At 69.9% G+C, this 23,417-nt stretch carries 20 protein-coding genes and 1 tRNA gene; 6 read left to right on the forward strand and 15 right to left on the reverse strand.

Annotated features, from left to right (window positions below; genetic code table 11):
• Positions 1-26: 26 nt before the first annotated feature.
• The 12 genes from B1729_RS06355 to gabT all read right to left on the reverse strand — a co-directional run bounded on the left by B1729_RS06355 (position 27) and on the right by gabT (position 11,807).
• Positions 27-1,088, reverse strand: a complete 1,062-nt coding sequence (locus tag B1729_RS06355) for a DUF561 domain-containing protein (RefSeq protein ID WP_163619957.1) — start codon at positions 1,086-1,088, stop codon at positions 27-29.
• A gap of 121 nt (positions 1,089-1,209) precedes the next feature.
• Entirely contained in the window at positions 1,210-1,902 is a 693-nt protein-coding gene (rplA, locus tag B1729_RS06360) for a 50S ribosomal protein L1 (RefSeq protein ID WP_163619959.1), read from the reverse strand.
• A 14-nt stretch (positions 1,903-1,916) separates the two neighbouring features.
• Positions 1,917-2,348: a 50S ribosomal protein L11 gene (rplK, locus tag B1729_RS06365; protein ID WP_163619961.1), complete on the reverse strand. Its 432-nt coding sequence runs from the start codon at positions 2,346-2,348 to the stop codon at positions 1,917-1,919.
• A 173-nt stretch (positions 2,349-2,521) separates the two neighbouring features.
• The gene (gene nusG / locus B1729_RS06370; RefSeq protein WP_163631383.1) at positions 2,522-3,682 is read right to left on the reverse strand and encodes a transcription termination/antitermination protein NusG; all 1,161 of its coding nucleotides are present in this window, start codon (positions 3,680-3,682) and stop codon (positions 2,522-2,524) included.
• A gap of 85 nt (positions 3,683-3,767) precedes the next feature.
• Positions 3,768-4,037 carry a preprotein translocase subunit SecE gene (gene secE / locus B1729_RS06375; RefSeq protein WP_163619996.1) on the reverse strand — a complete coding sequence of 90 codons (270 nt, stop codon included), beginning with the start codon at positions 4,035-4,037 and terminating at the stop codon, positions 3,768-3,770.
• An 82-nt stretch (positions 4,038-4,119) separates the two neighbouring features.
• Positions 4,120-4,192, reverse strand: a tRNA-Trp gene (locus tag B1729_RS06380).
• 173 nt (positions 4,193-4,365) lie between these two features.
• The gene (locus B1729_RS06385; protein WP_163619965.1) at positions 4,366-4,803 is read right to left on the reverse strand and encodes a pyridoxamine 5'-phosphate oxidase family protein; all 438 of its coding nucleotides are present in this window, start codon (positions 4,801-4,803) and stop codon (positions 4,366-4,368) included.
• 202 nt (positions 4,804-5,005) lie between these two features.
• The gene (locus tag B1729_RS06390) at positions 5,006-6,367 is read right to left on the reverse strand and encodes an NAD-dependent succinate-semialdehyde dehydrogenase (protein ID WP_163631385.1); all 1,362 of its coding nucleotides are present in this window, start codon (positions 6,365-6,367) and stop codon (positions 5,006-5,008) included.
• Positions 6,368-6,407: 40 nt separating this feature from the next.
• Positions 6,408-7,970, reverse strand: coding sequence for an APC family permease (locus tag B1729_RS06395; RefSeq protein WP_163631387.1), 1,563 nt, complete (start codon positions 7,968-7,970; stop codon positions 6,408-6,410).
• Positions 7,967-8,887 carry a universal stress protein gene (locus B1729_RS06400; RefSeq protein WP_163619971.1) on the reverse strand — a complete coding sequence of 307 codons (921 nt, stop codon included), beginning with the start codon at positions 8,885-8,887 and terminating at the stop codon, positions 7,967-7,969. Before B1729_RS06400 ends, B1729_RS06395 begins: the two co-directional genes overlap by 4 nt.
• Entirely contained in the window at positions 8,884-10,245 is a 1,362-nt protein-coding gene (locus B1729_RS06405) for an NAD(P)/FAD-dependent oxidoreductase (RefSeq protein ID WP_163631389.1), read from the reverse strand. Before B1729_RS06405 ends, B1729_RS06400 begins: the two co-directional genes overlap by 4 nt.
• 200 nt (positions 10,246-10,445) lie before the next feature.
• Entirely contained in the window at positions 10,446-11,807 is a 1,362-nt protein-coding gene (gabT, locus tag B1729_RS06410) for a 4-aminobutyrate--2-oxoglutarate transaminase (protein ID WP_163631391.1), read from the reverse strand.
• Between the two features lie 93 nt (positions 11,808-11,900).
• On the opposite strand from gabT, the gene B1729_RS06415 reads away from it, so the two are divergent.
• The 6 genes from B1729_RS06415 (at position 11,901) to B1729_RS06440 (ending at position 19,667) form a co-directional block, all read left to right on the forward strand.
• Positions 11,901-13,436: a PucR family transcriptional regulator gene (locus B1729_RS06415; RefSeq protein ID WP_163619977.1), complete on the forward strand. Its 1,536-nt coding sequence runs from the start codon at positions 11,901-11,903 to the stop codon at positions 13,434-13,436.
• Positions 13,437-13,581: 145 nt separating this feature from the next.
• The gene (locus tag B1729_RS06420; protein ID WP_204318876.1) at positions 13,582-15,021 is read left to right on the forward strand and encodes an FAD-binding oxidoreductase; all 1,440 of its coding nucleotides are present in this window, start codon (positions 13,582-13,584) and stop codon (positions 15,019-15,021) included.
• Between the two features lie 300 nt (positions 15,022-15,321).
• Complete coding sequence (locus B1729_RS06425) at positions 15,322-16,620, forward strand: sugar ABC transporter substrate-binding protein (RefSeq protein ID WP_163631393.1); 1,299 nt, start codon at positions 15,322-15,324, stop codon at positions 16,618-16,620.
• Positions 16,621-16,700: 80 nt separating this feature from the next.
• Complete coding sequence (locus B1729_RS06430) at positions 16,701-17,561, forward strand: sugar ABC transporter permease (protein ID WP_163620000.1); 861 nt, start codon at positions 16,701-16,703, stop codon at positions 17,559-17,561.
• Position 17,562: 1 nt separating this feature from the next.
• Entirely contained in the window at positions 17,563-18,456 is an 894-nt protein-coding gene (locus B1729_RS06435) for a carbohydrate ABC transporter permease (RefSeq protein ID WP_163619981.1), read from the forward strand.
• 53 nt (positions 18,457-18,509) lie between these two features.
• Positions 18,510-19,667 carry a family 1 glycosylhydrolase gene (locus B1729_RS06440; RefSeq protein WP_204318877.1) on the forward strand — a complete coding sequence of 386 codons (1,158 nt, stop codon included), beginning with the start codon at positions 18,510-18,512 and terminating at the stop codon, positions 19,665-19,667.
• Between the two features lie 144 nt (positions 19,668-19,811).
• On the opposite strand, the gene B1729_RS06445 is transcribed toward B1729_RS06440, so the two are convergent.
• From B1729_RS06445 to B1729_RS06455, 3 genes are all read right to left on the reverse strand, one after another.
• The gene (locus B1729_RS06445; protein ID WP_239539455.1) at positions 19,812-20,432 is read right to left on the reverse strand and encodes a TetR/AcrR family transcriptional regulator; all 621 of its coding nucleotides are present in this window, start codon (positions 20,430-20,432) and stop codon (positions 19,812-19,814) included.
• Positions 20,433-20,498: 66 nt separating this feature from the next.
• Positions 20,499-22,046, reverse strand: coding sequence for a glucoamylase family protein (locus tag B1729_RS06450; RefSeq protein WP_163631397.1), 1,548 nt, complete (start codon positions 22,044-22,046; stop codon positions 20,499-20,501).
• A gap of 145 nt (positions 22,047-22,191) precedes the next feature.
• On the reverse strand, positions 22,192-23,417 hold a 1,226-nt coding region (locus B1729_RS06455), incomplete at its 5' end, for an XRE family transcriptional regulator (RefSeq protein WP_163631399.1).

The raw sequence follows: 23,417 nt of genomic DNA on the forward strand, positions 1-23,417 counted from the left end.
GCTCCGTTGCTGGACCTGTGGGCGTCTCACCGCCGGTCCGGGCCACCCGGGAGGCCTTCCGCCAACTCTGCGAAGACCTCTGCCGCATCGTCGCTCGTCGAGAGGCCTGCAGCCTGGCCGGCCCACAGCGAGACGAGATCGCCGTCGCCGCGTCGCCCGGCCTCCGCACGGAACTGCCCGGTGAGCCAGTTCTGCGCAGGGAACGGCGCGATGACGCCCGACGTCTCGATCGTGCGCATCGCGCGGTTCGGGATGCCGCGAGCCAACCGACCGCTCATCGCCCGCGTCAGAACGGTGGCGGTGTCCTCGGCGCCCTGGATCGCTTGGCGGTGCGCGTCGGTCGCAGCCGACTGGCGCGTGCGGAGGAACGCCGAGCCGACCTGCACCCCCGCCGCGCCGAGTGCGAACGCGGCGGCGACGCCCCGGCGGTCGGCGATCCCGCCGGCCGCGATCACGGGAACTCCGACGGCGTCGACCACCTGCGGCACGAGCGCGAAGGTGCCCACGAGCGACTGCTCCGCCGGGCGAAGGAACGAGACGCGATGACCTCCCGCCTCAGCACCTGTGGCCACGATCGCGTCCACGCCCGCGGCGTCGAGCGCGACCGCCTCGGCGACGGTGGTCGCGGTGCCGATGACACGGATGCCGCGGCTGTGCGCTGCCGCCACCAGACGCTCGGACGGGACGCCGAAGACGACGCTCAGCGCCGCGGGCGCGGCATCCAGCACTGCGGTCAGCTGCGCGGCGACGTCGGGGAGGAACTCGAGCGGCGGGGCGGGGTGGGCGAGTCCCAGCTCGTCGAAGAGCGGCGCCACCGCCTCGATCGCGGGGCCGAGGTCGACCTCCGCCGGGGTGACCTCATCGCCGGTCGGCAGCCAGAGGTTGACGGCGAACGGGCGCGAGGTCGCCGAATGCAGTGCGGCGATGGTGTCGCTGATGCGGTCGGCGTCGTAGCCGTAGAGTCCGTACGAGCCGAGCCCTCCGGCATCGCTGACCGCCGCCGTCAGCTCGACCGACGACAGCCCGCCGAAAGGGCCGAGCACGATCGGCGCGTCGATCCCGAACAAGTCCTGCAGCGTCCTGGCCATGCCCCGACGCTACCCCGCCCGGCCGGGTGGCCGGGCACCTAGGGCGGCACGACGAAAGGGCGGTACGACGAAGGGGCCCCACCCGAAGGTGGAGCCCCTTGCGTGCGAATCCGACGAAGCGTCAGACGATCGCGTTGACGTCCAGCGGGATGCCGGGGCCGAACGTGGTCGACACGGCGCCCTTCTGGATGTAGCGACCCTTCGAGCTCGAGGGCTTCAGGCGCACGATCTCTTCGAGAGCGACCTTCAGGTTCTCGTCGAGCTGCTCCTCCGAGAACGACGCCTTGCCGACGACGAAGTGCACGTTGGCGTGCTTGTCGACGCGGAACTCGATCTTGCCGCCCTTGATCTCCTCCACGGCCTTGGCCGGGTTGGGGGTCACAGTGCCGGTCTTGGGGTTCGGCATGAGGCCACGGGGGCCGAGCACCTTACCCAGTCGACCGACCTGGCCCATGAGCTCGGGCGTCGAGACGGCCGCGTCGAACGCGGTCCAGCCACCGGCGACACGCTCGATGAGCTCGGCGCCGCCGACCTCGTCCGCACCCGCGGCGATCGCGGCCTCAGCGGCCGGACCGGTCGCGAACACGATGACGCGGGCGGTCTTGCCGGTGCCGTGCGGGAGGATGACGGTGCCGCGCACCATCTGGTCGGCCTTGCGGGGGTCGACCGAGAGCTTCAGCGCGACCTCGACGGTCGAGTCGAACTTGGCCGAGCCGGTCTGCTTCGCGAGCGCGACGGCTTCGGTGGGGCTGTAGAACTTGTCTGCCTCGATCTTGGCAGCAGCGGCCTTGAAGGCCTTGGACTTGGTAGCCATGTTTCCTCTTCCCCTCAGTCCTCGACCGTGATGCCCATGGAACGGGCGGTGCCGGCGATGATCTTCGAGGCGGCCTCGATGTCGTTCGCGTTCAGGTCGGGCTGCTTCGTCTCAGCGATCTGACGCACCTGCTCCTTGGTGAGCTTGGCGACCTTGACCGTGTGAGGGGTGGCCGAGCCGCGCTGGACGCCCGCAGCCTTCTTGATGAGCTCAGCGGCCGGCGGGGTCTTCAGGATGAACGTGAAGCTGCGGTCCTCGTAGACGGTGATCTCCACGGGGATGACGTTGCCGCGCTGCGACTCGGTCGCGGCGTTGTACGCCTTGCAGAACTCCATGATGTTGACGCCATGCTGACCGAGCGCGGGCCCGATCGGCGGCGCCGGGTTGGCGGCGCCGGCGTTGATCTGAAGCTTGATCAGGCCGGTCACCTTCTTCTTCGGTGCCATTCTTCTTTCCTTTCATTCGAGCGGCACTTCGACAGGCTCAGTGACCTGTGAAGCATCCGTTCTCCCGCGCACTCGGCGTTTCCGAGCAGCGGTTCCCCCGGGAGACCCGGGAAGTCTGGTGTTGTGGGTTTCGACTCGGCCGCTTCACGGCCTCGCTGAACCTTGTAGCTTCGCTACAGCTTGGTGACCTGGTCGAAGCTGAGCTCGACCGGGGTCTCGCGCTCGAAGAGCGAGACGAGAACCGTGAGCTTGCCGCTCTCGGGCTTGATCTCGCTGATCGTGCCGGGCAGGCCCGCGAACGAGCCCTCCTTGATCGTGATGGTCTCGCCGACCTCGAAGTCGACCTCGGCCGGGATGACGCGGGTCGCGGCGGCGGCGCCCTTCCTGGCCGCACCGCCCTTGGCGCCGGCGACCTCCTTGACCTCCACGAGGCTCTTCAGCATGTTGAAGGCCTCTTCGAAGCGCAGCGGCGTCGGGTTGTGGGCGTTGCCGACGAAGCCGGTGACGCCGGGCGTGTGACGCACGACCGACCAGGTGTCCTCGTTCAGGTCCATGCGCACGAGCACGTAGCCGGGGATCCGGACGCGCGTGACCATCTTGCGCTGACCGTTCTTGATCTCGACGACGTCCTCCATGGGGACCTCGATCTGGTAGATGTCGTCCTCGACCTCGAGCGTCGACTTCCGCTGCTCGATGTTGGCCTTCACCTTGCGCTCGAAGCCGGCGTAGGAGTGGATGACGTACCACTTGCCAGGGAGGGTGCGCAGCTCGGCGCGGAACGCCTCGTAGGGGTCCTCGTCCTCGTCGTCGTCCGAGCCCTCGTCGTCCGAGTCCTCGTCGGCCTCGTCCTCGAGCTCGGGAGCCTCTGCTGCGTCAGCCGGGGAGACACTCGCCTCGACCTCGTCCACGACGGCGGCTGCGGCATCCACCTCTTCGACGAAGTCCTCGTCCAGCTCGGGCTCGTCCTCGTCACCGTTCACGTCGGGACCGTCGTACGGGGTCACCTCGTCGGCGGCCTCGGCCGCACGCTCGGCGACCTCCTCCGCGAGGGAGTCGTTGATCACCTCGGCTGCTGCCTCGGTCTCTGCCGTCTCGTCAAGATTGAGAGCGTCGTTCACGATCGCGTCCGCCTCCGGGTCGTCGATGTCGATGTCGTCCAGGTCGGAGTCGTCTTCGTCATCACCGTCGTCGACGATGTGGATCGCGACGTGCTCGGCCGCTTCGACCGAGCGCTCTTCCTCGGCAAGGACGTTGCCCTCCTGGGCTTCGTCGTCCTCCGAGGACTGCTCTGCGGCGGTCGCCCAATCGGCGTCGTCGACATATCTTTCAGTCACGTGAGTTCTCTTCCGTTCCGTGCGCTGCCGGACCTGCGGTCCGCCCGTGTCGTGGCTCCTGGCGTCAAGCCGAAGCGCTCGGGGATCAGGCGGGCACTCCGAAGACGTACGTCGTGATCCACACGAACAGCACGTCCAGGCCGTAGACGAGTGCCATCATGACGACGACGAAGCCGAGCACCACCGCCGTGTACTTCAGCAGCTCCTGGCGCGTCGGGGTGACGACCTTGCGGAGCTCGGCGAAGACCTGACGAACGAACAGGGCGATACGAGCGAAGACATTGGGCTTCTTCTCGCGGGGTGCCGCCGTTCCCTCAGCGGGGACGACCTCGCCCTTCGGCTCGTCCTGAACCATCGATGCCACCTGATTACCTTCCGTGAGCCGACACGGGTCGACCACATTTTGTTATCAACGCAGGATGTGTTGCGCTGACGCGCAGGGCGGACAGGAATCGAACCTGCAACCTGCGGTTTTGGAGACCGCTGCTCTGCCAATTGAGCTACCGCCCTAGAGACCCGGAGGTCTCGTGAAGTCCGCACTCTTCACCTCTCACCGTGGTTTGAGGATCCGCGCCCGACAACGGGCACAGCGAAAGAATGCAGACTTCAACTGCACGTTCCAGTGTACGGCATGCCCGCAGGACCCGCGAACCGAGGCCACTCCCGGGCGGGGCGTCCGGGGGTCAGTACTGCTGCACGCCGTAGCGGTCCGGCTCGGGCGCACGCTCGAACGCGCGGCCCGACAGCGAGGTCGGTTCGACGCGCACATACGTGTACTTGAGCGTCGGAATCCAGGGGCGGAGCCCCAGTCCGTCCGCGCGCTCGACTTCCTCCGAGCGGTCCAGCGGATGGGCGCGACCACGGAGGATCACGCTCCAAGCGTCGGTGTCGGTGTGGTCGTCGACCTCGAAGAGCACCTCGTCGTTGACCGTGAGCTCGAACAGCTTGCTGCCTTGCGCCGTGCGGAACAGCACGCTCTCGCCGTCGACGACGTAGTTCACGGGGAAGATGTCGAGCACCTCGCCGACGTGCGTCACGAGGCGCCCCAGCTCCTGCGTGCGCAGGCGCTCCCAGCACTGCTCATCGGAGAGGGCGACGACGGGATCCGGTGTGTCTGCCATGACTCCATCCTCGCGCGCCCGGGTGTCTCGCGACACCCCCGGGAAGGCGGCATCGTGCGAAGGCGGCGCCGACAAAGCTCTCGCCGGGGCGCGGGGCTCTGACACGTTTCGTCTCGCTTCGCTCGCTCAACGACCGGGATTCGGTCGTTGAGCGAGCGAGCGCCAGCGAGCGAGACGAAACGCGCCGAGCTGACGAGGAACCTCAGACGCCGATGCGGATGAGCTTCTTGTTGACGAACTCGTCGGCGGCGAGCAGACCCATCTCGCGCGCGGTGCCGGAGCGCTTGACGCCGCCGAAGGGCAGCCCCGGCTCGTCGGCGAGCACGACGTTGACGTAGACCATGCCGGCGTCGATCTTGTCGGCGACCCGCTTCGCCTGCTCCTCGTCCGTCGTGAAGACGTACGACCCCAGGCCGTAGCTGGTGTCGTTGGCGAGCGCCACGGCGGCGTTCTCGTCGGCGACCCGGTAGACGACGCCGACGGGGCCGAAGAACTCCTCGCGGTACGCGTCCATGTCGCTCGTGACGTCGGCGAGGACCGTACCGGGGTAGAACGCGCCGTCGCGCGTGCCGCCGGTCACGAGGGTGGCGCCCTGCGACACCGCCTTGTCGACCTGCTCGGCCAGGCGCTCGGCGGCCGTGAGCGACGACAGCGGACCCAGCACGGTGTCGTCGGCGAACGGGTCGCCGACCTTCGCACCCGACATCGCCGCCGTGAACTTCTCCAGGAACGAGTCGTACAGGCCGTCGACCACGATGAAGCGCTTGGCCGCGTTGCACGACTGCCCCGTGTTGTCGAGGCGGGCGGCGACCGCGGCCTCCACCGCGCTGTCGAGATCGTCGGTCGAGAGCAGGATGAACGGGTCCGACCCGCCGAGCTCGAGCGCCACCTTCTTGAGGTTGCGCCCCGCGATCTCGGCGACTGCCGCACCGGCGCGCTCGGAGCCCGTCACGGACACGCCCTGCACCCGGCGGTCCGCGATGACGGTGGCAGCCTGGTCGTTCGTCGCGTAGACGTTCGTGTACACGCCCTCGAGCCCTGCGTCGGCATAGATCGCCGCGATCGCAGCGGCCGACTCGGGGCACTGCGGTGCGTGCTTGAGGAGGATCGTGTTGCCCACCACGATGTTGGGCGCCGCGAAGCGGGCGACCTGGTAGTACGGGAAGTTCCACGGCATGATACCCAGCAGCACGCCGAGAGGCGTGCGGCGGATGACCGCGGTGCCCTCGCCGTCGATGTCGATCGGCTGGTCGCCGGTGATCTTCTCGGCGTGGTCGGCGTAGTACTCGGTGATGTCGGCCGCGAAGTCGACCTCGCCGAGTGCTGCCTCGAGCGGCTTGCCCATCTCGCGCACGATGATCGCGGCGAGGTCGTCGCGGCGCTCACGGTGCAGGTCGGCGACCTTGCGGATGCGCGCTGCGCGCTCGGCGACCGGCTGATCGCGCCACGTGCGGTAGGCGGCATCCGCGTGCGCGATCGCGGTCTCGAGAGCCTCGTCGGTGATGGTCGGATACGTGGCCAGGGTCTCGCCCGTGGCCGGGTTGACGACGGCGTAGTCGGTCATGCTTGCACTCCGATCGGATGGATTGTGGACAGTCTGCTCGTCAGCGGCGGGCGCGTCGAAGGCTTTCGGGGGCATCGATACCGAGTGTCTCACCGCGGAAGAACGCCGGACGCTTGATCGCCCGCCAGATCATGATCACGACGCCGACCAGGATGACGGTCACCCCGAGCACGAACACCAGGCCGAGGCCGAAGATGCTCGATCCGCTGCCGTACGCCGGGTCCATCGAGTCGATGAGCGTCGTGACGAACAGCACCGCGAGGATGGCCCCGCCCACCAGCGGGAACAGGAAGGTGAAGAAGAAGCTGCGCACCGAGTCGAACCACTGCTTGCGGAAGTACCAGACGCATGCGAACGCGGTGAGGCCGTAGTAGAAGCAGATCATCATGCCGAGCGACAGGATGGTGTCGGTGAGGACGTTCTCGCTCACCACGCGCATGACGGCGTAGAACACCGACGCCACGACCGCCGAGACCACCGTCGCGTAGCCGGGGGTGAAGAACCGCGGGCTCACCCGGGCGAACTTCTTCGGCAGTGCGCCGTAGTGGCCCATCGCCAGCAGCGTCCGCGCCGGGCCGACGGCCGTCGACTGCAGCGAGGCGGCCGAGCTCGACAGCACCGCGAGCGACACGAGGAACGCCAGCGGGCCGAGGATCGGGTCGGAGAGCGCGAAGAACACGTTCGCCGAGATGTCCTCGTTCGCCAGTCCCAGCGGTCCCGTGCCGACGCCCGCGAACATGATGAGGCCGATCGAGAGCAGGAGGTACAGCGAGACCACGATGACGACGGTGAGCATCGCCGCTCGACCGGGGGTCTTCTCCGGGTTCTTGGTCTCCTCGTTCATGGTGAGGACGACGTCCCAGCCCCAGAAGATGAAGATCGAGAGCGACAGGCCGGCGGCGAACGCGCTGAACGTCGGCACCTCGAACGGGTTGAACCACGACCAGGAGAACGCGGTGGGGTCGGGCGCCTCACCGTCGACCGCCTTGATGATCGCGACGACCGCGAAGAGCACCAGCACGACGATCTGGAAGCTGACCAGGACGTACTGGAACTTCTGTGTCGTCTGCATGTCGCGGTACGAGACGAGCGTCGCGCCGAGCATGAACAGCAGGCACACGGCCACGTTGATGAAGGGGTTGAAAGCGAGGTCGGCGATGTCGGGGTTGCCCGTGAGCTGCGAGATCAGCAGGAACAGGAACTCCACAGCGATGCCGGCGAGGTTGGACAGCACGATCACGGTGGCGGCGATGAGGCCCCAGCCCGTCATCCAGCCGATCCACGGGCCGAAGGCCCGCACGCCCCACGTGAAGGAGGTGCCGGAGTCGGGCATCGCCCGGTTGAGCTCGCGGTAGCCGAACGCCGTCAGCAGCATCGGGATGAAGCCGACGAGGATGATGGCGGGCACCTGCGTGCCGACCACCGCGACCGTCGGACCGAGCGAGGCGGTGAGCGTGTAGGCCGGGGCGATCGTCGAGATGCCGATGACGACGGCACCCACGACGCCGACGGCGCCGGCGCTCAGACCCTTCTTCGACAGTCCGCGGGCGCCCGCACCCGATGCCGGTGGCGCCACGGCGCCGGTGGGCTGGGAAGTGCTCATGCGCGTCCTCCTTCTTCGGCGCCGGCGCGCGACAGTGCGCGGGCGCTCTCCCTGTCGTACGTGCGCGGCACCACGACCATCGGGACGGGAAGCTCGTGCAGCATCTTGGCCGCGGTCGAGCCGAGGAACAGGCGCCGGTGCTGCGCGAGGCGGCTGGATCCGACGACGGCGAGCTCGCCGGGCTCCCAGGCGAGATGGGCGACGGCGTCTTCGATGCTCTCGCCGCGCGCGACGACCACATCTGCGTCCAGGCCGGCGGGAAGGGCGTCGAGGGCCTTGCCCAGCACGTCGTCGGCGTGGGCGGCGCCGGCGATGCGGATCACACCGGTGTCGACGCCGGCCGGCAGGTCCACCGACACGAGCGACAGCAGCCGCAGCTGCGCGCCGGTAGCCGTGGCGATCGCGACGCTGGCATCGAGCAGCGCGCTCGCGCCGGGGCGTGTGCCGATCGCGGCGGTGACGCGGCTGACGCCGGTGATCTGCGTCCGGCGTGTGCCCTCGGGTGCGAGTGCGACGGCGACGTCGGCGGAGTGCAGCAGCTCGGTGGCGACGGTCCCCAGCCGGTGGCGGCCGCGGAGTCCGCCGTTGGCCGCGCCGACGACGACGAGGGATGCCTCGAACTCGTGCGCGGCGGCGATCAGGCCCTCGGCGAACGAGTCACCGAACCGCACGTGCGAGCTGTGGGCCACGGCATCCGGAATCGACGCCGCCGCCTCGGCGAGCCACGTCTCGGCCTGCCCCTGGAGGTAGCGGTCGTAGCTCGCGTCCGGCGGGGTGATGACGCTGCGGTCCTCCCCCGGCAGCACGAGCACCACGTCGAGCGCTGCCGACGTCGCGGCGGCGAGACGCACCCCCAGCGCGACCGCGTCGGCCCCGGCATCCGTCGCGGTGTAGCCGACGACGATGCGCGCGGTCATCGGCGCGCCGCTTCGACGATGTCGGCGGCGACCAGGCGACCCATGCGGATGGCGCCGTCGACGTGCTGGTAGCCGGCGCCGGCCATGTCGCTGCACGCGAAGTGGATCCGGCCCACGGGGGTGCGGAGGTCGGCGCCGTAGCGGGCCAGACCGCCGAGGTCGAAGCTGGCGGCGTACGCGCCGCGCGTCCACTCCTCGGCGCCCCAGTCGCTCTCGAAGTACACCAGCGGGTCCTTCGCCTCAGGGCCGTAGTAGTGCGACAGCGACTCGAGGATGCGCTCCTTGCGCTCCTCGGCGGGTACGCGGAACAGGTCGTCGGCGTTGCGGTCCGAGACGAAGCCGACGAGGGTTCCACGGTCGTCGCCGTGGTTGGTGTTGTCATACGCCTCGTGCGAGATCTCGTACGGGCTGAAGGCTGTGCCCGACAGCCCCTGCTCGCGCCAGAACGGGCGGTCGTAGACGGCGTGCACCTTGATGACGAAGCCCATCGAGATGTGCTGGTGCATCTGCTGCTTCAGACGCGGGAGGGCGGGCTGGAATTCGATCCACGGATAGAGGATCGGCGCGTGCGCCAGGATGACGAAGCGCGCACGCACCGCGAGGCCGTTGTCGGTGACGACCCGGACCCCGTCGTCGGACCAGTGCACCTCGGTGACCGGCTGGCCGAGGATGACGTCCTCGCCCAGGCGCTCGGCGAGGAGCAGCGGGACCTGCTGCAGGCCGCCGACGACGCGCTCGTCGAGGATGAAGTCGGCGTCGACGAGGTGCGAGAAGCTGCCGGCGCTGGCCGCCATGAGCAGTGCCTGCAGCGCGGAGAACGCGTACGCGGGCTTGGTGAGCATGGCCCCGGCGATGAAGAGGGCGATGTTGTCGCGCGCCTCCTGGTCGTCGGTCTGCTCCTCGAGCCACGCCTCGAACGAGATGCGGTCCAGGGCCTCGGCATCCGGGTGCTCCCACGGCTTGTCGGGGTCGACCTGCGCGACGAGCCCGTCGAGCACGTCGATGAGCCGCACGATCTCCTTCTCGGTCTCGGGCGCGACCGGGAAGATCTCGCCCGTGAACCGCTGGAGCTCGCCGTCGCGGCCGATGTAGACGGAGTCACCCTCGCGGTAGCGGCTGTAGGTCTCGAGGCCCAGTTCGGCGAGGGTCTCCTTGAGTGCGTCCTGGTCGGGCGAGACCCACTGCCCGCCGACCTCGAGCATGGCGCCGTCGATGACGTCGGTCCAGAGGCGCCCCCCGACGCGGTCGCGCGCCTCGAGGACGACGACGGAGAGGCCGGCCTTCTTCAGCTCGTTGGCGGCGGTGGTGCCGGCGGCGCCGGCGCCGACGATCACGACGTCACGGGTCAGCTCGGTCATTGGGGCTCCTTCGTCAGGTTCTGCGCCGGGGTGAGCGCAAGAGCGGGGGTGTGCAGCATCCGTGTCCCGAAATCCACCGCTCTGAGGCCCTGTTTCGGGCGAAACCGGGACATGAGGGCGAGAAATCGGGACATCGTGCCAGAGCGGGGCGGGGAAGGATGCCGCGGCCGGCGGATCTGCACCGGCCGCGGCGTCCGGAATCAGCTGTCGGCGAGCGCTGCCGCGACGACATCCAGGCCCTCGTGGAGCAGGTCGTCGGTGATCGACAGCGGCGGCAGGAAACGGATCACGTTCCCATAGGTGCCGCAGGTGAGCACGATGACGCCCTGTGCGATGGACGCCTTCGCGACCGCGGCGGTGAGCGCGGCATCCGGCTCACCCGTCGCGGGGTCGACGAATTCTGCGGCGATCATGGCGCCGTGGCCGCGCACGTCGCCGACCCGCGGGTCGGCGGCCTGCAGCTGCTGCAGGCGTCCCTTGAGGAGCGTCTCGATCTCGCGCGCCCGCTCGAGCATGCCGTCATTCTCGAACACGTCGATCGCCGCGAGCGCCGCGGCGCAGGCGATGGGGTTGCCGCCGTAGGTGCCGCCGAGGCCCCCCGCGTGGGAGGCATCCATGATCTCGGCACGGCCGGTCACGGCCGCCAGCGGCAGGCCCCCGGCGATGCCCTTGGCGGTGGTGATGAGGTCGGGGACGATGCCGAACACCTCGCTCGCGAACATGCGGCCGGTGCGGGCGAACCCGGTCTGGATCTCGTCGGCGATGAAGACCACGTTGTTGGCCCGGCACCAGTCGACCAGGGCGGGGAGATAGCCCTCGGCGGGGACGATGAACCCGCCCTCGCCCTGGATGGGCTCGATGACGACGGCAGCGAGGTTGTCGGCGCCGACCTGCTTCTCGATGACGGAGATGGCCTTCTTCGCCGCCTCGGCGCCGGTGAGCCCGTCACGGTACGGGTACGACAGGGGTGCCCGGTAGATCTCTGAGGCGAACGGCCCGAACCCGCTCTTGTACGGCATGGCCTTCGCGGTCAGCGCCATCGTGAGGTTGGTGCGGCCGTGGTAGCCGTGGTCGAACGCTACGACCGCCTGCTTGCCGGTGTACTTGCGGGCGATCTTGACGGCGTTCTCCACCGCTTCGGCTCCCGAGTTGAACAGGGCGCTCTTCTTGGCGTGGTCGCCCGGCGTGAGGCGGTTGAGGGCCTCGGCGACCGACACGTACGAGTCGTACGGCGCGATCATGAAGCACGTGTGGGTGAACTGGGCCACCTGCTCCTGCACCGCCTTGACGACCTTCGGGTGCGCGTTGCCGATCGTGGTGACGGCGATGCCCGAGCCGAGGTCGATGAGCGAGTTGCCGTCGGCATCGACGATCACCCCGCCCCCGGCGGCGACGGCGTGCACCGGTGCCGTGTGGCCGACGCCCGCGGCGACGGCATCGGCCTTGCGGTCGATCAGCTCGAGGGAGCGAGGACCGGGGATGCTGGTGACCAGGCGACGCTCCTGCGGAAGGGTCGGACCGCCGAGGGGCGTTTCGGTGACGATGTCGGCTGCGCTGCTCATGGTGGGGAGCGTATGTCGCTCCGCGGAGCGCTCGCACCCTCCCCGCTGTACATTCTGTCCGCCTTGCTGTACGAACCGTACACTCGGATCATCATGGATGCCGACGCCCCCACTCTTCGTGCCCTGCTCGCCCGGCGCGATCTGCGGCTCTCCCTCGCCGGCGACGACCTGGAGCCCAGCGCCCCCGACAGCGCTCTGGACAAGGCGATCCGCTGGGTGCACAGCTCGGATCTCGCCGACCCGACGCCGTTCCTCTCGGAGGGGCTCGTGCTGCTGACCACGGGCACGCAGTTCCCGCACGGGGACGACGCGCCCGACGTCTACCGCGCGTACGTCGGCCGCCTCGCGGCCCGCGGCGTGGTCGGCCTCGGGTTCGGCACCGAGGTGGTGCGCGCCGGCATCCCGCCCGCCCTCGTCGACGCGTGCCGGGACGAGCAGATGCCGCTGTTCGAGGTGCCGTACCGCACGCCGTTCATCGCGGTGGCCCGCGCCAATGCCGAGGCGATCGCCGCCGAGGCGTACGCCCGCCGCAGCTGGGCGCTCGCCGCGCAGCGCGCCATCGCGCTGGCGGCACTCCGCCCCGACGGCCTCGGTGCGACTGTGGCCGAGCTCGCCAAGCAGCTCGACACGTGGGTGGGCATGTTCGACGCCGCCGGCGAACTGGCGCGCGAGCACCCCGCCGGCGCGCTCGACGCCGACACGGCCGCCGCACTGCAGCGGGAGGTGACCGGCGTGCTGCATCGCGGAGCCCGGGCGGGGTCGTCGCTGCACATCGGCGAGACGCCCTTCACGCTGCAGACGCTGGGCCGTGGCGGGCATCTCCGCGGCGTGATCGCGATCGCCGCGGGCGACCTCGACCAGGAGGGGCGCGTCGTGGTCACCGCCGTCATCGCGATGGCGGGCCTCGCCCTCGAGCAGCAGCAGGGCCTCGGCCGTGCCCGCAGCGCGCTGCGCGCAGGCCTGGTGCAGTCGCTCCTCAGCGGCGACCCGGGGCTCGCCCGGCGCACGTCGCGCGAGCTGTGGGGGCCGCTTCCGGCCGCGCCGGTCATCGTGGCGGTGACGGATGCCGCAGCCGCCCGTGTCGACGGCATCGCCGAGCTGCTCGAGCTCTGGGCCGACGAGAAGCGCGGTGCGCTGTTCTTCGGGCGCGGGGACGACGGGCTCGTGCTGGTGGTGCCGGCGGACGACCCCTCGAGCCTCCACGACCTCGTCGACCGCTTCGACGTCCGGATCGGGATGTCGGACCCCGCGGCCTACGACGCCTTCGCCGCCGCACTCGGGCAGGCGCGCGTCGCCCGCGACCGCGGCGTCGGTGCCGTCACGGCATTCGCCGAGGTCTCGCGCGGCGGCGTGCTGTCGGCCCTCACCGACGACGCACGGGCGCTCGCGCGCGCCGAGCTGGCGCCGCTGCACGACCACGACGCCGCACAGGGGACCCACCTCGTCCAGACGCTGCAGGTCTGGCTCGACGCGGACTGCTCGCACGAGGCATCCGCTCAGTCCCTCGGCGTGCACCGCCACACCGTCCGCACCCGTCTCGCGCTCATCGAACGGGTGCTCGGCCGCGACCTCTCGTCGTTCGCGACCCGCGCCGAGCTGTGGGCGGCCCTGCGCGCCCTCGACGCCTGACCCTGCTCGAGTCGTCGCCGGCTCTCGCTCCGCGTCGAGATCGCGCGAACTCGTCCTGGACATCGGGGCAGCCTGTCGCGGTCCGACCGATACTCGCGACAGATCATCGGGACGCCGCACGGGCGGGACGCGCGAGGATGGGCGCATGCCTCTGAGCCCCGTGCGCAATGGTGACGTGTCGTGGTGGTGGCGGAGCCTCGGCGGCCTGCCGGCGTCGAGACCACCGCTGCCCGACGACCTCGACGCCGACGTCGCGATCGTGGGCGCCGGCTACACCGGCCTCTGGACCGCGTACTACCTCAAGCGCGCCCAGCCGTCCCTGCGGGTGGTCGTGCTCGAGCAGCGGTTCGCCGGGTTCGGGGCATCCGGTCGCAACGGCGGATGGCTCACGAACACCGTGACCGGCGGGCGTGAGCGCTACGCCGAGACCCATGGTCGCGACGCCGCGATCGCCCAGCAGCGCGCCCTCAACGAGACGGTCGACGAGGTCATCGCCGTCGCCGCCCGCGAGGGCATCGACGCTGACATCGTCAAGGGCGGCGAATTCGGCGTCGCCCGCACGCCCGCACAGCTCGCGCGGCTTCGGGCGAGCGCGGCAGCCGAGCAGTCGTGGCCCCATACCGATGTGGAGGTGATGGATGCCGCGGCCGCGGCATCCCGTATCCGCATCGCCGGCGCGCTCGGCGCCACCTGGCACCCGCATTGCGCGCGCGTTCACCCGGGCAAGCTCGTGCGCGGGCTCGCCGAAGCGGTCGAGCGGCTCGGCGTGCCGATCTACGAGCAGACGCAGGTGCGCGAGATCTCGGCGGGCAGGGCGGTCACCGACCGGGGCACGGTCCGGGCGGCCCACGTGCTGCGGGCGACCGAGGGCTTCACGGCCGACCTCCGCGGCGAGCATCGCACCTGGCTGCCCATGAACTCGTCGATGATCGTCACCGAGCCGCTGCCGCCCGCGTTCTGGGCGGCCGTCGGCTGGAACGGCCGCGAGACCCTCGGCGACTTCGCACACGTCTACATGTACGCGCAGCGCACCGCCGACGACCGCATCGCCTTCGGCGGGCGGGGCGTGCCGTACCGCTACGGCTCGCGCGTCGACACCGACGGAGCGACGCAGGAGCGCACCATCCGGTCGCTCGCGGCGCTGCTGCACGGCTTCTTCCCTCAGGCCGCGGGTGCTTTCTTTCCTCAGGCCGCGGGCGCTTTCTTCCCGGATGCCGCCTCCCTCCCGATCGCCCACGCCTGGGCCGGGGTGCTCGGAGTGCCGCGCGACTGGGCCGCGACCGTCGTCCACGACCGAGCCAGCGGCCTCGGCTGGGCGGGCGGCTATGTCGGCACCGGCGTGACGGCGACGAACCTCGCCGGCCGCACGCTCGCCGACCTGGTGCTCGAGCGCGACACCGAACTCACCCGGCTGCCGTGGGTCGGGCATCGAGCGAAGCGCTGGGAGATCGAGCCCCTGCGCTGGACCGCCGTCAACGCGATCTACACCGCATACCGGATGGCCGACCGGTTCGAGGCAGCTGGGTCGTCTGCGCGCACCGCCTGGCCCGCCCACGTCGCAGACGTCGTCGCCGGCCGCCACTGACGCGCGCACGCCGCCGCGCGGCGCCCCACATCCGTCGCTCAGAACAGGCTTTGGCGGTCTCCCCCGGCTGCGGGCGGGTCGTCGGGGCGCCGCTGCTAGCACCTCGGTGCCTGCCGCGCCAGGCGGTTCGTCGGCGCGCCGGGCGGAGGCATCCTGCCTGATGAGGCGATTCTCATCCCTAATACCTTTCATGTGTCAGGTATTAGCGCTATCGTCAGAGGGCGGCGCCGCGTGCGCCGACACAGCGGAGGCAAGGACGCCGCGCGGATGCGGCGACGACCGATGGAGGCGTCAGGACCGATGACACGATCAGTACGCAGGACCTCACGATGGGCGGCGGTCGGAGCGACCGCGCTCGTGGGCGCATTGGTGCTCGCAGGCTGCGGGCGCACGGACGACGGTGGTGGCGGAGGAGACGGCGGGGGCGGCGAGGCGATCGACGACTCCCCTGCTTCGGGCACCGTCGAGGTCTGGGCGATGGGCAACGAGGGCGAAGTCCTCGACGAGCTCGCCGCCCGGTTCGAGGAGGAGAACCCGGATGTCACGATCGAGGTGACGGCCGTGCCGTGGGAGAGCGCCCACGACCGCATCGCGACCGCGATCGCCGGCGGCGAGACCCCCGACATCACGATGCTGGGCACCACCTGGGTCGGCGAGTTCGCCGCGACCGGCGCCTTCGAGCCGACGCCCGACGGACTGGTGGACGAGTCGTCGTTCTTCGAGGGCTCGTGGGACACCGCCGTCGTCGACGACGTCGCCTACGGCGTGCCGTGGTACGTCGACACGCGCGTGCTCTACTACCGCACCGACTTCGCCGAGCAGGCGGGTGTCGAGCCGCCGACGACGTGGGACGAGTACAAGGAGTTCACGAAGGCCCTGCAGACGGCCGGCGCCCAGTGGGGCGTCTCGCTGCCCCCGGGCGGATTCGACTCGTGGCAGTACGTGACGCCGCTGGCCTGGCAGCAGGGCGGCGACATCATCAACGACGACGGCACCGAGTTCACCCTCGACAGTCCGGAATGGGAGGAGGCCTTCGCCTTCTACACCAGCTTCTTCGAAGAGGGGATCGCCGAACCGCGTCGCCTCGAGGGCGGCGAGATCGAGCAGGCCTTCATCAACGGCGAGGTCGGCGCCTTCTACAGCGGCCCGTTCCACGTCAGTCTGCTGCTCGACCAGGGCGGCGAGGAGTTCGCCGACAAGTTCGGGGTCGCCATGGTGCCGGGCGCCGACAGCCGTACCAGCTTCACCGGCGGCGGCAACCTCGCGGTGTTCGAAGAGACCGACAACCGCGATGCGTCGTGGAAGTTCGTCCGGTGGCTGAGCGAGCCCGAGACGCAGATCGAGTGGTACGACATCTCGACCGACCTCCCGAGCGTCCAGTCGGCCTGGGACGACGCGACGTTCGCCGAAGACCCGTACCTCAGTGTGTTCGGCGAGCAGCTGCAGGACTCGAAGGCACCGCCGGCGATCGCGACCTGGGCGCAGGTGTCGGCCGTGATCGACCAGGAGCTCGAGAAGGCGACACGCGGTGAGACCACACCCGCCGACGCCGTGGCCGCGATCCAGCAGCAGGCGTCGTCGATCGGCACCGGAGAGTAGGTCCGCGCGTGGCCACTCTCGCTCCGCCGGCCACCCGCCGTGGCGCTCCCCCTTCGGGGGCGTCACGGCGCGCCCGGCGCATGACGCTCACGGCGTGGCTGTTCGCCGCCCCGTTCGTCGTGCTGTTCCTCGTCTTCATGGCGGGGCCGATCATCGCGTCGCTCGGCATGAGCTTCACCGACATGACGACGCGCGACCTGCAGACGCCGTTCCAGGTCGACCTCGTCGGGTTCGACAACTACGTGCGACTCTTCCAGGACCCGCGGTTCCTGCGGTCCCTGGGCAACACGCTGACCTTCGTGATCGTGGCGGTGCCGCTGACCATCGCTCTGGCGCTGGTCGTCGCCCTGGCACTCGACAAGGGCATCCGCAAGTTCCGCACCGTGTTCCGGGTGGGCTTCTACACGCCGGTCGTCACCAGCATCGTGGCGATCGCGATCGTGTGGCGCTTCATCCTCCAGCCGGACGGCCTTCTGAACGGCTTCCTCGCCTGGTTCGGCATCCAGGGTCCGGATTGGCTGCAGTCGACCACCTGGGCGCTGCCGTCGCTCATCATGATGGCGGTCTGGCGCAACATCGGCACGCTGATGGTGATCTTCCTGGCCGCCCTGCAGGGCGTGCCGCGCGAGCACCACGAGGCGGCGATGGTCGACGGCGCGAACGCCTGGCAGCGCTTCTGGAGCATCACGATCCCCGAGATGCGTCCGGCGCTGCTGTTCGCGGCGGTCATCACCGGCATCGGGTTCCTGCAGTTCTTCGAGGAGCCGTTCGTCATGACCCGCGGCGGACCGCTCGACGCGACGCTGTCTACCGCGATGTACACGTACCAGCAGTTCGGCTTCGGCAACTACTCGTACGCAGCCGCCGCGAGCTACGTGCTGTTCCTCGCGATCGTGCTGCTCTCGCTGGTCCAATTCCGCCTGCTCGGAAGGAGGGACTGACATGACCGCGGTCGCACCCGTGCCCGTGGCGGCGCCCGACTCCGAGCCGACGAGGCCAGCACGCCGCCGGCGCCGCCTCGAGGGGCGCACCCGCTGGTGGCTGTACATCGTCCTCGGCCTCGGCCTCGTGGCGATGATCATGCCGTTCATCTGGATGATCCTCGGCGCGTTCAAGACCGATGCCGAGATCCGCCAGTACCCGACGGACTTCTGGCCCAAGGAGCCCACGCTCGACAACTTCGTGACGCTGTTCGCGCGCCTCGACTTCGCGACGTTCTTCTTCAACAGCGTCGTCGTCGCCGTCTTCGTCACGCTCGGCAACATCGTCTTCTGCTCGATGGTGGGCTACGCGCTGGCCAAGCTGGAGTTCCGCGGCAAGAAGCTGCTGTTCGCGCTCGTGCTGTCGACGCTGATGGTTCCGGGCGTGGTCACCTTCGTCCCGCTGTTCGTCCTCACGGCGAACCTTGGTCTGGTCAATTCGTATCCCGGACTCATCCTGCCGTTCCTCATCACCCCGCTCGGCGTGTTCCTCATGCGGCAGTTCATGCTCGGGCTCCCCGATGAGCTGATCGAGGCGGCGCGCATCGACGGGGCGAGCGAATGGCGCATCTTCCTGCGCGTCATCATGCCGCTGTGCGGGCCGGCGATCGCGACGCTGACGATCCTCACGTTCCTCGCGAGCTGGAACAACTTCCTCTGGCCGCTCGTCGTCGCCACCACCGAGGACATGTACACCCTCCCGGTGGCGCTCGCGCTGTACTCGGTGGGGCAGAACGCCGCACGCTACGGCCTCATGATGGCGGGCGCCGTCGTGGTCGTCGTGCCCGTGCTGATCGTGTTCGTCGCGCTGCAGCGCTACTTCGTGCAGGGCATCTCGCTCACCGGCATCAAGTGAGCTGACGGATGCCGCGGCATCCGTCGTCTCGAAAAGAAAGGATCATCGACACGATGGAGTTCCCCGAAGGGTTCCTGTGGGGTGCGTCGACCGCGGCGCACCAGATCGAGGGCGGCAACGTCAACTCGGACTGGTGGCAGCGGGAGTGGGGGCACCTCCCGGGGCCACCGGTCGAGGCGCCGTCGGGCGACGCGGCCGACAGCTACCACCGCTACCCCGAGGACATGGCGCTGCTCGCCGACGCGGGCCTGGCCGCCTACCGCTTCAGCATCGAGTGGGCGCGGATCGAGCCGGAGAAGGGCTGGGTCTCACGCGCGGCGATCGACCACTACCGCCGCATGGTGGCGACGGCACGCGACCTCGGCCTCGAGCCGGTGATCACCCTCCATCACTTCACCAATCCGGCCTGGCTCGCCCGGGAGGGCGGATGGCTGACGGATGCTTCGGTCGATGCGTTCCGGCGCTATGTCGAGGCCGCCCTTCCCGTGCTCGAGGACGTCGAGCTCGTCTGCACCATCAACGAGCCGAACATGGTCTCGGTGCTGGCCGACCCGGAGGTGGGCTTCCCGTCGATCGGCCTGCCGCCCGGCGTTCCGGACGTGACGGACCGGCTGATCGCCGCGCATCGGGGCGCGCTCGAGCTCGTCCGGTCGGCGGGTGCACGGGCGGGCTGGTCCGTCGCGACCCAGGCCTATCAGCCGGAGCCCGGCGCCGAGCAGGTCGCGGCGGACTACGGCCGGTCGCGCGAGGACGTCTTTCTCGACGCCGCGGAGGGCGACGACTGGATCGGCGTGCAGGCGTACACGCGCACGAAGATCGGGCAGGGCGGCCCGCTCCCGATCCCCGACGACGCGGAGCGCACCCTCACCGGGTGGGAGTACTTCCCCCCGGCGGTCGGCGACGGCATCCGCAACGCCTGGGCCCGGGCGAAAGCCCCGGTGTACATCACCGAGAACGGCATCGCCACGGCTGACGACGCCCGCCGCATCGACTACACCACCGGGGCGCTCGAGGCGGTGCGGGAGTGCATCGCCGAGGGCATCGACGTTCGGGGGTATCTGCACTGGAGCGCCCTCGACAACTATGAGTGGGGCAGCTTCCGACCGACGTTCGGGCTGATCGGCTGGGACCCCGAGACATTCGAGCGCCGGCCGAAGGCGAGCCTCGCGTGGCTCGGTCGGGTGGCGCGCGCGAACGGACTGCCCGCCTGACCCGCGAGCCCGCTCCCGGGGATGCGCGGTCGGGTGTTCGCAGCTCAGGCAGGATGCCACCCGGCTGCGGGGGCCGAGACGCCGCGCCCTACGGCTGCCTGAGTTGCGAACACCTGCGGCGGTGCGTACAGACCGGCCGCACCGTCAGTCGCGTGGGACGAGGTAGCCGCGCACGAACTCCTCGAAGAGCGGCACCATGTCGACGGACTCGTCGAGCAGCCACTGCAGCTGGATGCCGTCCATGACGGCGCTGATCAGGCGTGCCGCCAGGGCAGGGTCGACGTCGTCGCGCACCTCGCCGGCCTCCTGGCCCGCGCGCAGGAGATCCCCCGCGCGCTGAGCCGTTGAGCGATACCGGTCGGCGAATTGCTCGTGCGAAGGATGCTCCGAGTCGGTGGCCTCGGCCGACACGATGGCGTACAGCGAGGTGAGCCCGCGCGTGGTCTTGTTGTACGCCACCACCCGTTCGGCCTGCTGGAGGAGCGTGTGCTCGGCGGGGTCGCCCGCGGCGGCACGCACCTTCTCGTCGCGCTGGCGCAGCACCTCGGCGAACAGCTCCTCCTTGTCGGCGAAGTGGTGCATCAGCCCGGCAGGCGTGAGCCCTACCCGCTTGGCGATCTCGCGCAGGGATCCGCTGTGGAACCCGGTGCGGGAGAACACCGCCAGCGCCTCGTCGACGATGGCCTGCCGGCGTGCCTGCCCCTTGGCATAGCTGCCGCGCGGGCCGCGCGGCGCCGCCTTGTCGACCTGCTCGTCCGCGGTCACCATTGCCTCCCGTCCGCGCCGGCGCCACACACCGGCGGGTCACTCATCGCTGCCGCGGGCGTCCGCTCACCACGTCGACCCGAAGTCCTGCTGGCGCATCGCGGGCCGCAGGAGCCGCTCCATGTCACGATCCACGAAGTAGTCCTTCAGCGTATCCCCGGTGAGGGCGTTGCCGATCGCCGCCATGACCATGGCCTGGTCGAGCGACAGGTATCGCTCGGCGATCGTGCCGGTGCCCGTCGCGACGGCGTCGTAGAAGCCGCCGGGGCCGTACGCGCCGAGGTCGGTCTCGATCCGGCTGAGGTTGTCGATGGCCCCTTCCCGGTCGTACGGCAGCGCGAGGAACGCCGCGTGCGGCGTGACGACGCCGTCGCCGTACTCCGGATCGGGGTTCGTGCCGGTGCTGCAGCCGGGGTGGTCGACGTCGATGTCGGTGTGCTCGACATCCGAGAAGTACCCGTCGGAGCGCATGCCGGCGATGTCCACGCCGTATTCGGAGTAGCCGCCGAACGGGTTGCTCGCAGGCGAGAAGCCCCAATAGCCGTAGCCCGCGTCCTCCAGGCCGTGGTATTCCTGTACCGCAACCGTGATGGGGTGGTTGAGGCGCCACGAGCGCGGACCCCAGGTCGTCTCGGGCACGAGCAGGTCGGGCATGAGCGCCTCGAACATGCTGCCGCCCCAGGCCGGCACGAACGACATGCCGGCGTAGGAATACACGCCCTCCCACACCTGGAAGCCGTCGTATGTGCGGTACTCACCCGTGGGCAGCTGCTCCTGCCAGTCCCAGTCGCAGCCCGGCGGCATCGTGCGGTGCGTGCCGTAGAGCGCGGTCGGCGGGATCTGTCCGTTGGCGATGCCGAGGTACGTCGCGATGCGGCTCTCGCTCACCGTCGTGTCGTAGTGGTGGCAGGTGTAGTACGCCGTCTCGCCGGAGCCGTTGTACATCGGCGCCGCGACGCTGCAGTCCGGGGGCGGCACCTCCCAGAACCCGCCGCGGTTGGTGCCGGCCGGCAGCGCGGGCGCGCCCTCGGGGTTGAAGAACGCCGAGAAGTCCATCGTCCGGTACAGCGCGTCCGCCTGGGCCGCGAGCGAGGGCTCCGCCTCGCGCACGATGCGCAGCGCCGAGGCGAGCCAGCCGTTGTCGACGGTGCTGAGGAACGGGTGCACCGGATCGCCGGAGTCCGGCCACGTGGTGAGCTTGGCGCCCGTTGCCGGGTCGTACCAGTTGTAGTACATGCCGCTGGCGTCGTTTCGCTCCAGCGTCTCGAGGGTGTCGAGAGTCGTCGCGATGCGGTCGCGCGCCTCGTCGGCGCCGATGATGCCGAGGTCGCGCGCCGTCACGGCCGACCAGAGGTAGCCGCCGATGTTGGTGGGAGACGTGTAGGCGCCAACGGTCTGCAGATCGCCCGTGACGTTGTCGGAGGGCAACCCCGTGGCACGGTCCGTCATGGCGGCGAGAGATGCCCAGGTGTCTTCCGCCCACCGTTGCAGCGTCTCGTTGCCGGGTCTGCCGCCGCCGTTGCCATGACCGCCGACAGCCTGGGCCGATCCGCCGACCGCCAGTCCCGCGACCACCAGTCCGGCCGCAGCCACCGTGCTCACCCATCGCTTCATCGCGCTCTCCTCGTCGAAAGCGGCTCCGTCGGACGGAACCGTCGGTGCGCAAAACCTAACACGCGTCAGGTATTGGCTGAACCCCCGGCATCCGGTCTCTCATGCGCTTCTCACGGGATGCCGCTGCGCCGCGCCCGGACCGGTCTCAGCGCGGAGCGTGCGCCTCGAGGAACTCGTAGACGTCGGTCGTGTCCACGCCGGGGAACGACCCGGTCGGCAGGGTCGCGAGGAGGGTGCGCGGGGTGCGCACGTTGGGCCACGACTGCTCGCGCCAGGCGGCCTCGAGCTCGGCCGGCGCGCGGCGGCAGCACGCCTCCACCGAGTGGGTCGAGACGCCGCGGTTGGGAGTGTCGCGGCCGAGGAACCACTTCGTGTCGTCGAACCGCACGCCGACGCTCACCGAGTGCGCGCCTTCGCTCGACAGCTCGACGCGCGCGGTGCACCAGTACGTGCCGTTGCCGGTGTCGGTGTACTGGTAGTACGGGTTGAAGTGGTCGTCGACGTCGAAGACGACGCGCGAGGTCCACTTGCGGCAGCACATCTGCCCCTCGATCGCGCCCAGGCGGTCGGTCGGGAAGTTGACGTCGTCGTTCTCGTACACCTTCGTGATGACGCCCGACTCGTGCACCTTGAGGAAGTGCACCGGCAGGCCCAGGTGCACGGTCGCGAGGTTCGTGAAGCGGTGCGCGGCGGTCTCGTACGACACCGAGTAGGCGTCGCGGAGATCCTCGATCGAGATCGAGCGGTCCTTCTTCGCCTCCTGCAGGAACGGCACCGCGTGCGCCTCGGGGATCAGGAGGGCACCCGTCAGGTAGTTCGTCTCCACGCGCTGGCGCAGGAAGTCGGCGTACGAGGTGGGCTCGCGGTGTCCGAGAATGCGGCTCGACAGGGCCTGCAGCACGGCCGTGCGCGGGTCGCCCTTGGTCGTGAGGCGGCTCGACAGGTACAGGCGCCCGTTCTTGATGTCGGCCACCGACCGGGTCGTCTGCGGCAGGTCGGGCACGTAATGCAGCGTGAAGCCCAGATGGGCGGCGATGTCGGATGCCGTGCGCTGCGTCAGCGGACCGCCCGGGTGGTCGACGGCGTGGAGGATCCCCCGCGCCTGCTGCTCCAGCTCGGCGAAGTAGTTGTTCTGCGTGCGCATGAGCCTGCGCAGCGCCACGTTCGCACGGCGGGCCTCCTCCGGGGTGGCGGCCCGCTCGTCGCGAAGGCGCTCGATCTCGCCCTGCAACGCCAGCATCGCCTTCAGCGCCTCGGTCGGCACCGTCTTGCCGATGCGGAACGGCGGGATGCCGAGCGCCTGGAATGTCTGACCCCGCATCGCCCGCTCGAGCGAGATCTCGAGCGTCGCGCGCTCGTCGAGCGGTTCGG

The sequence above is a fragment of the Microbacterium sp. B35-04 genome (genome assembly GCF_010634885.1).
Taxonomy (GTDB): domain Bacteria; phylum Actinomycetota; class Actinomycetes; order Actinomycetales; family Microbacteriaceae; genus Microbacterium.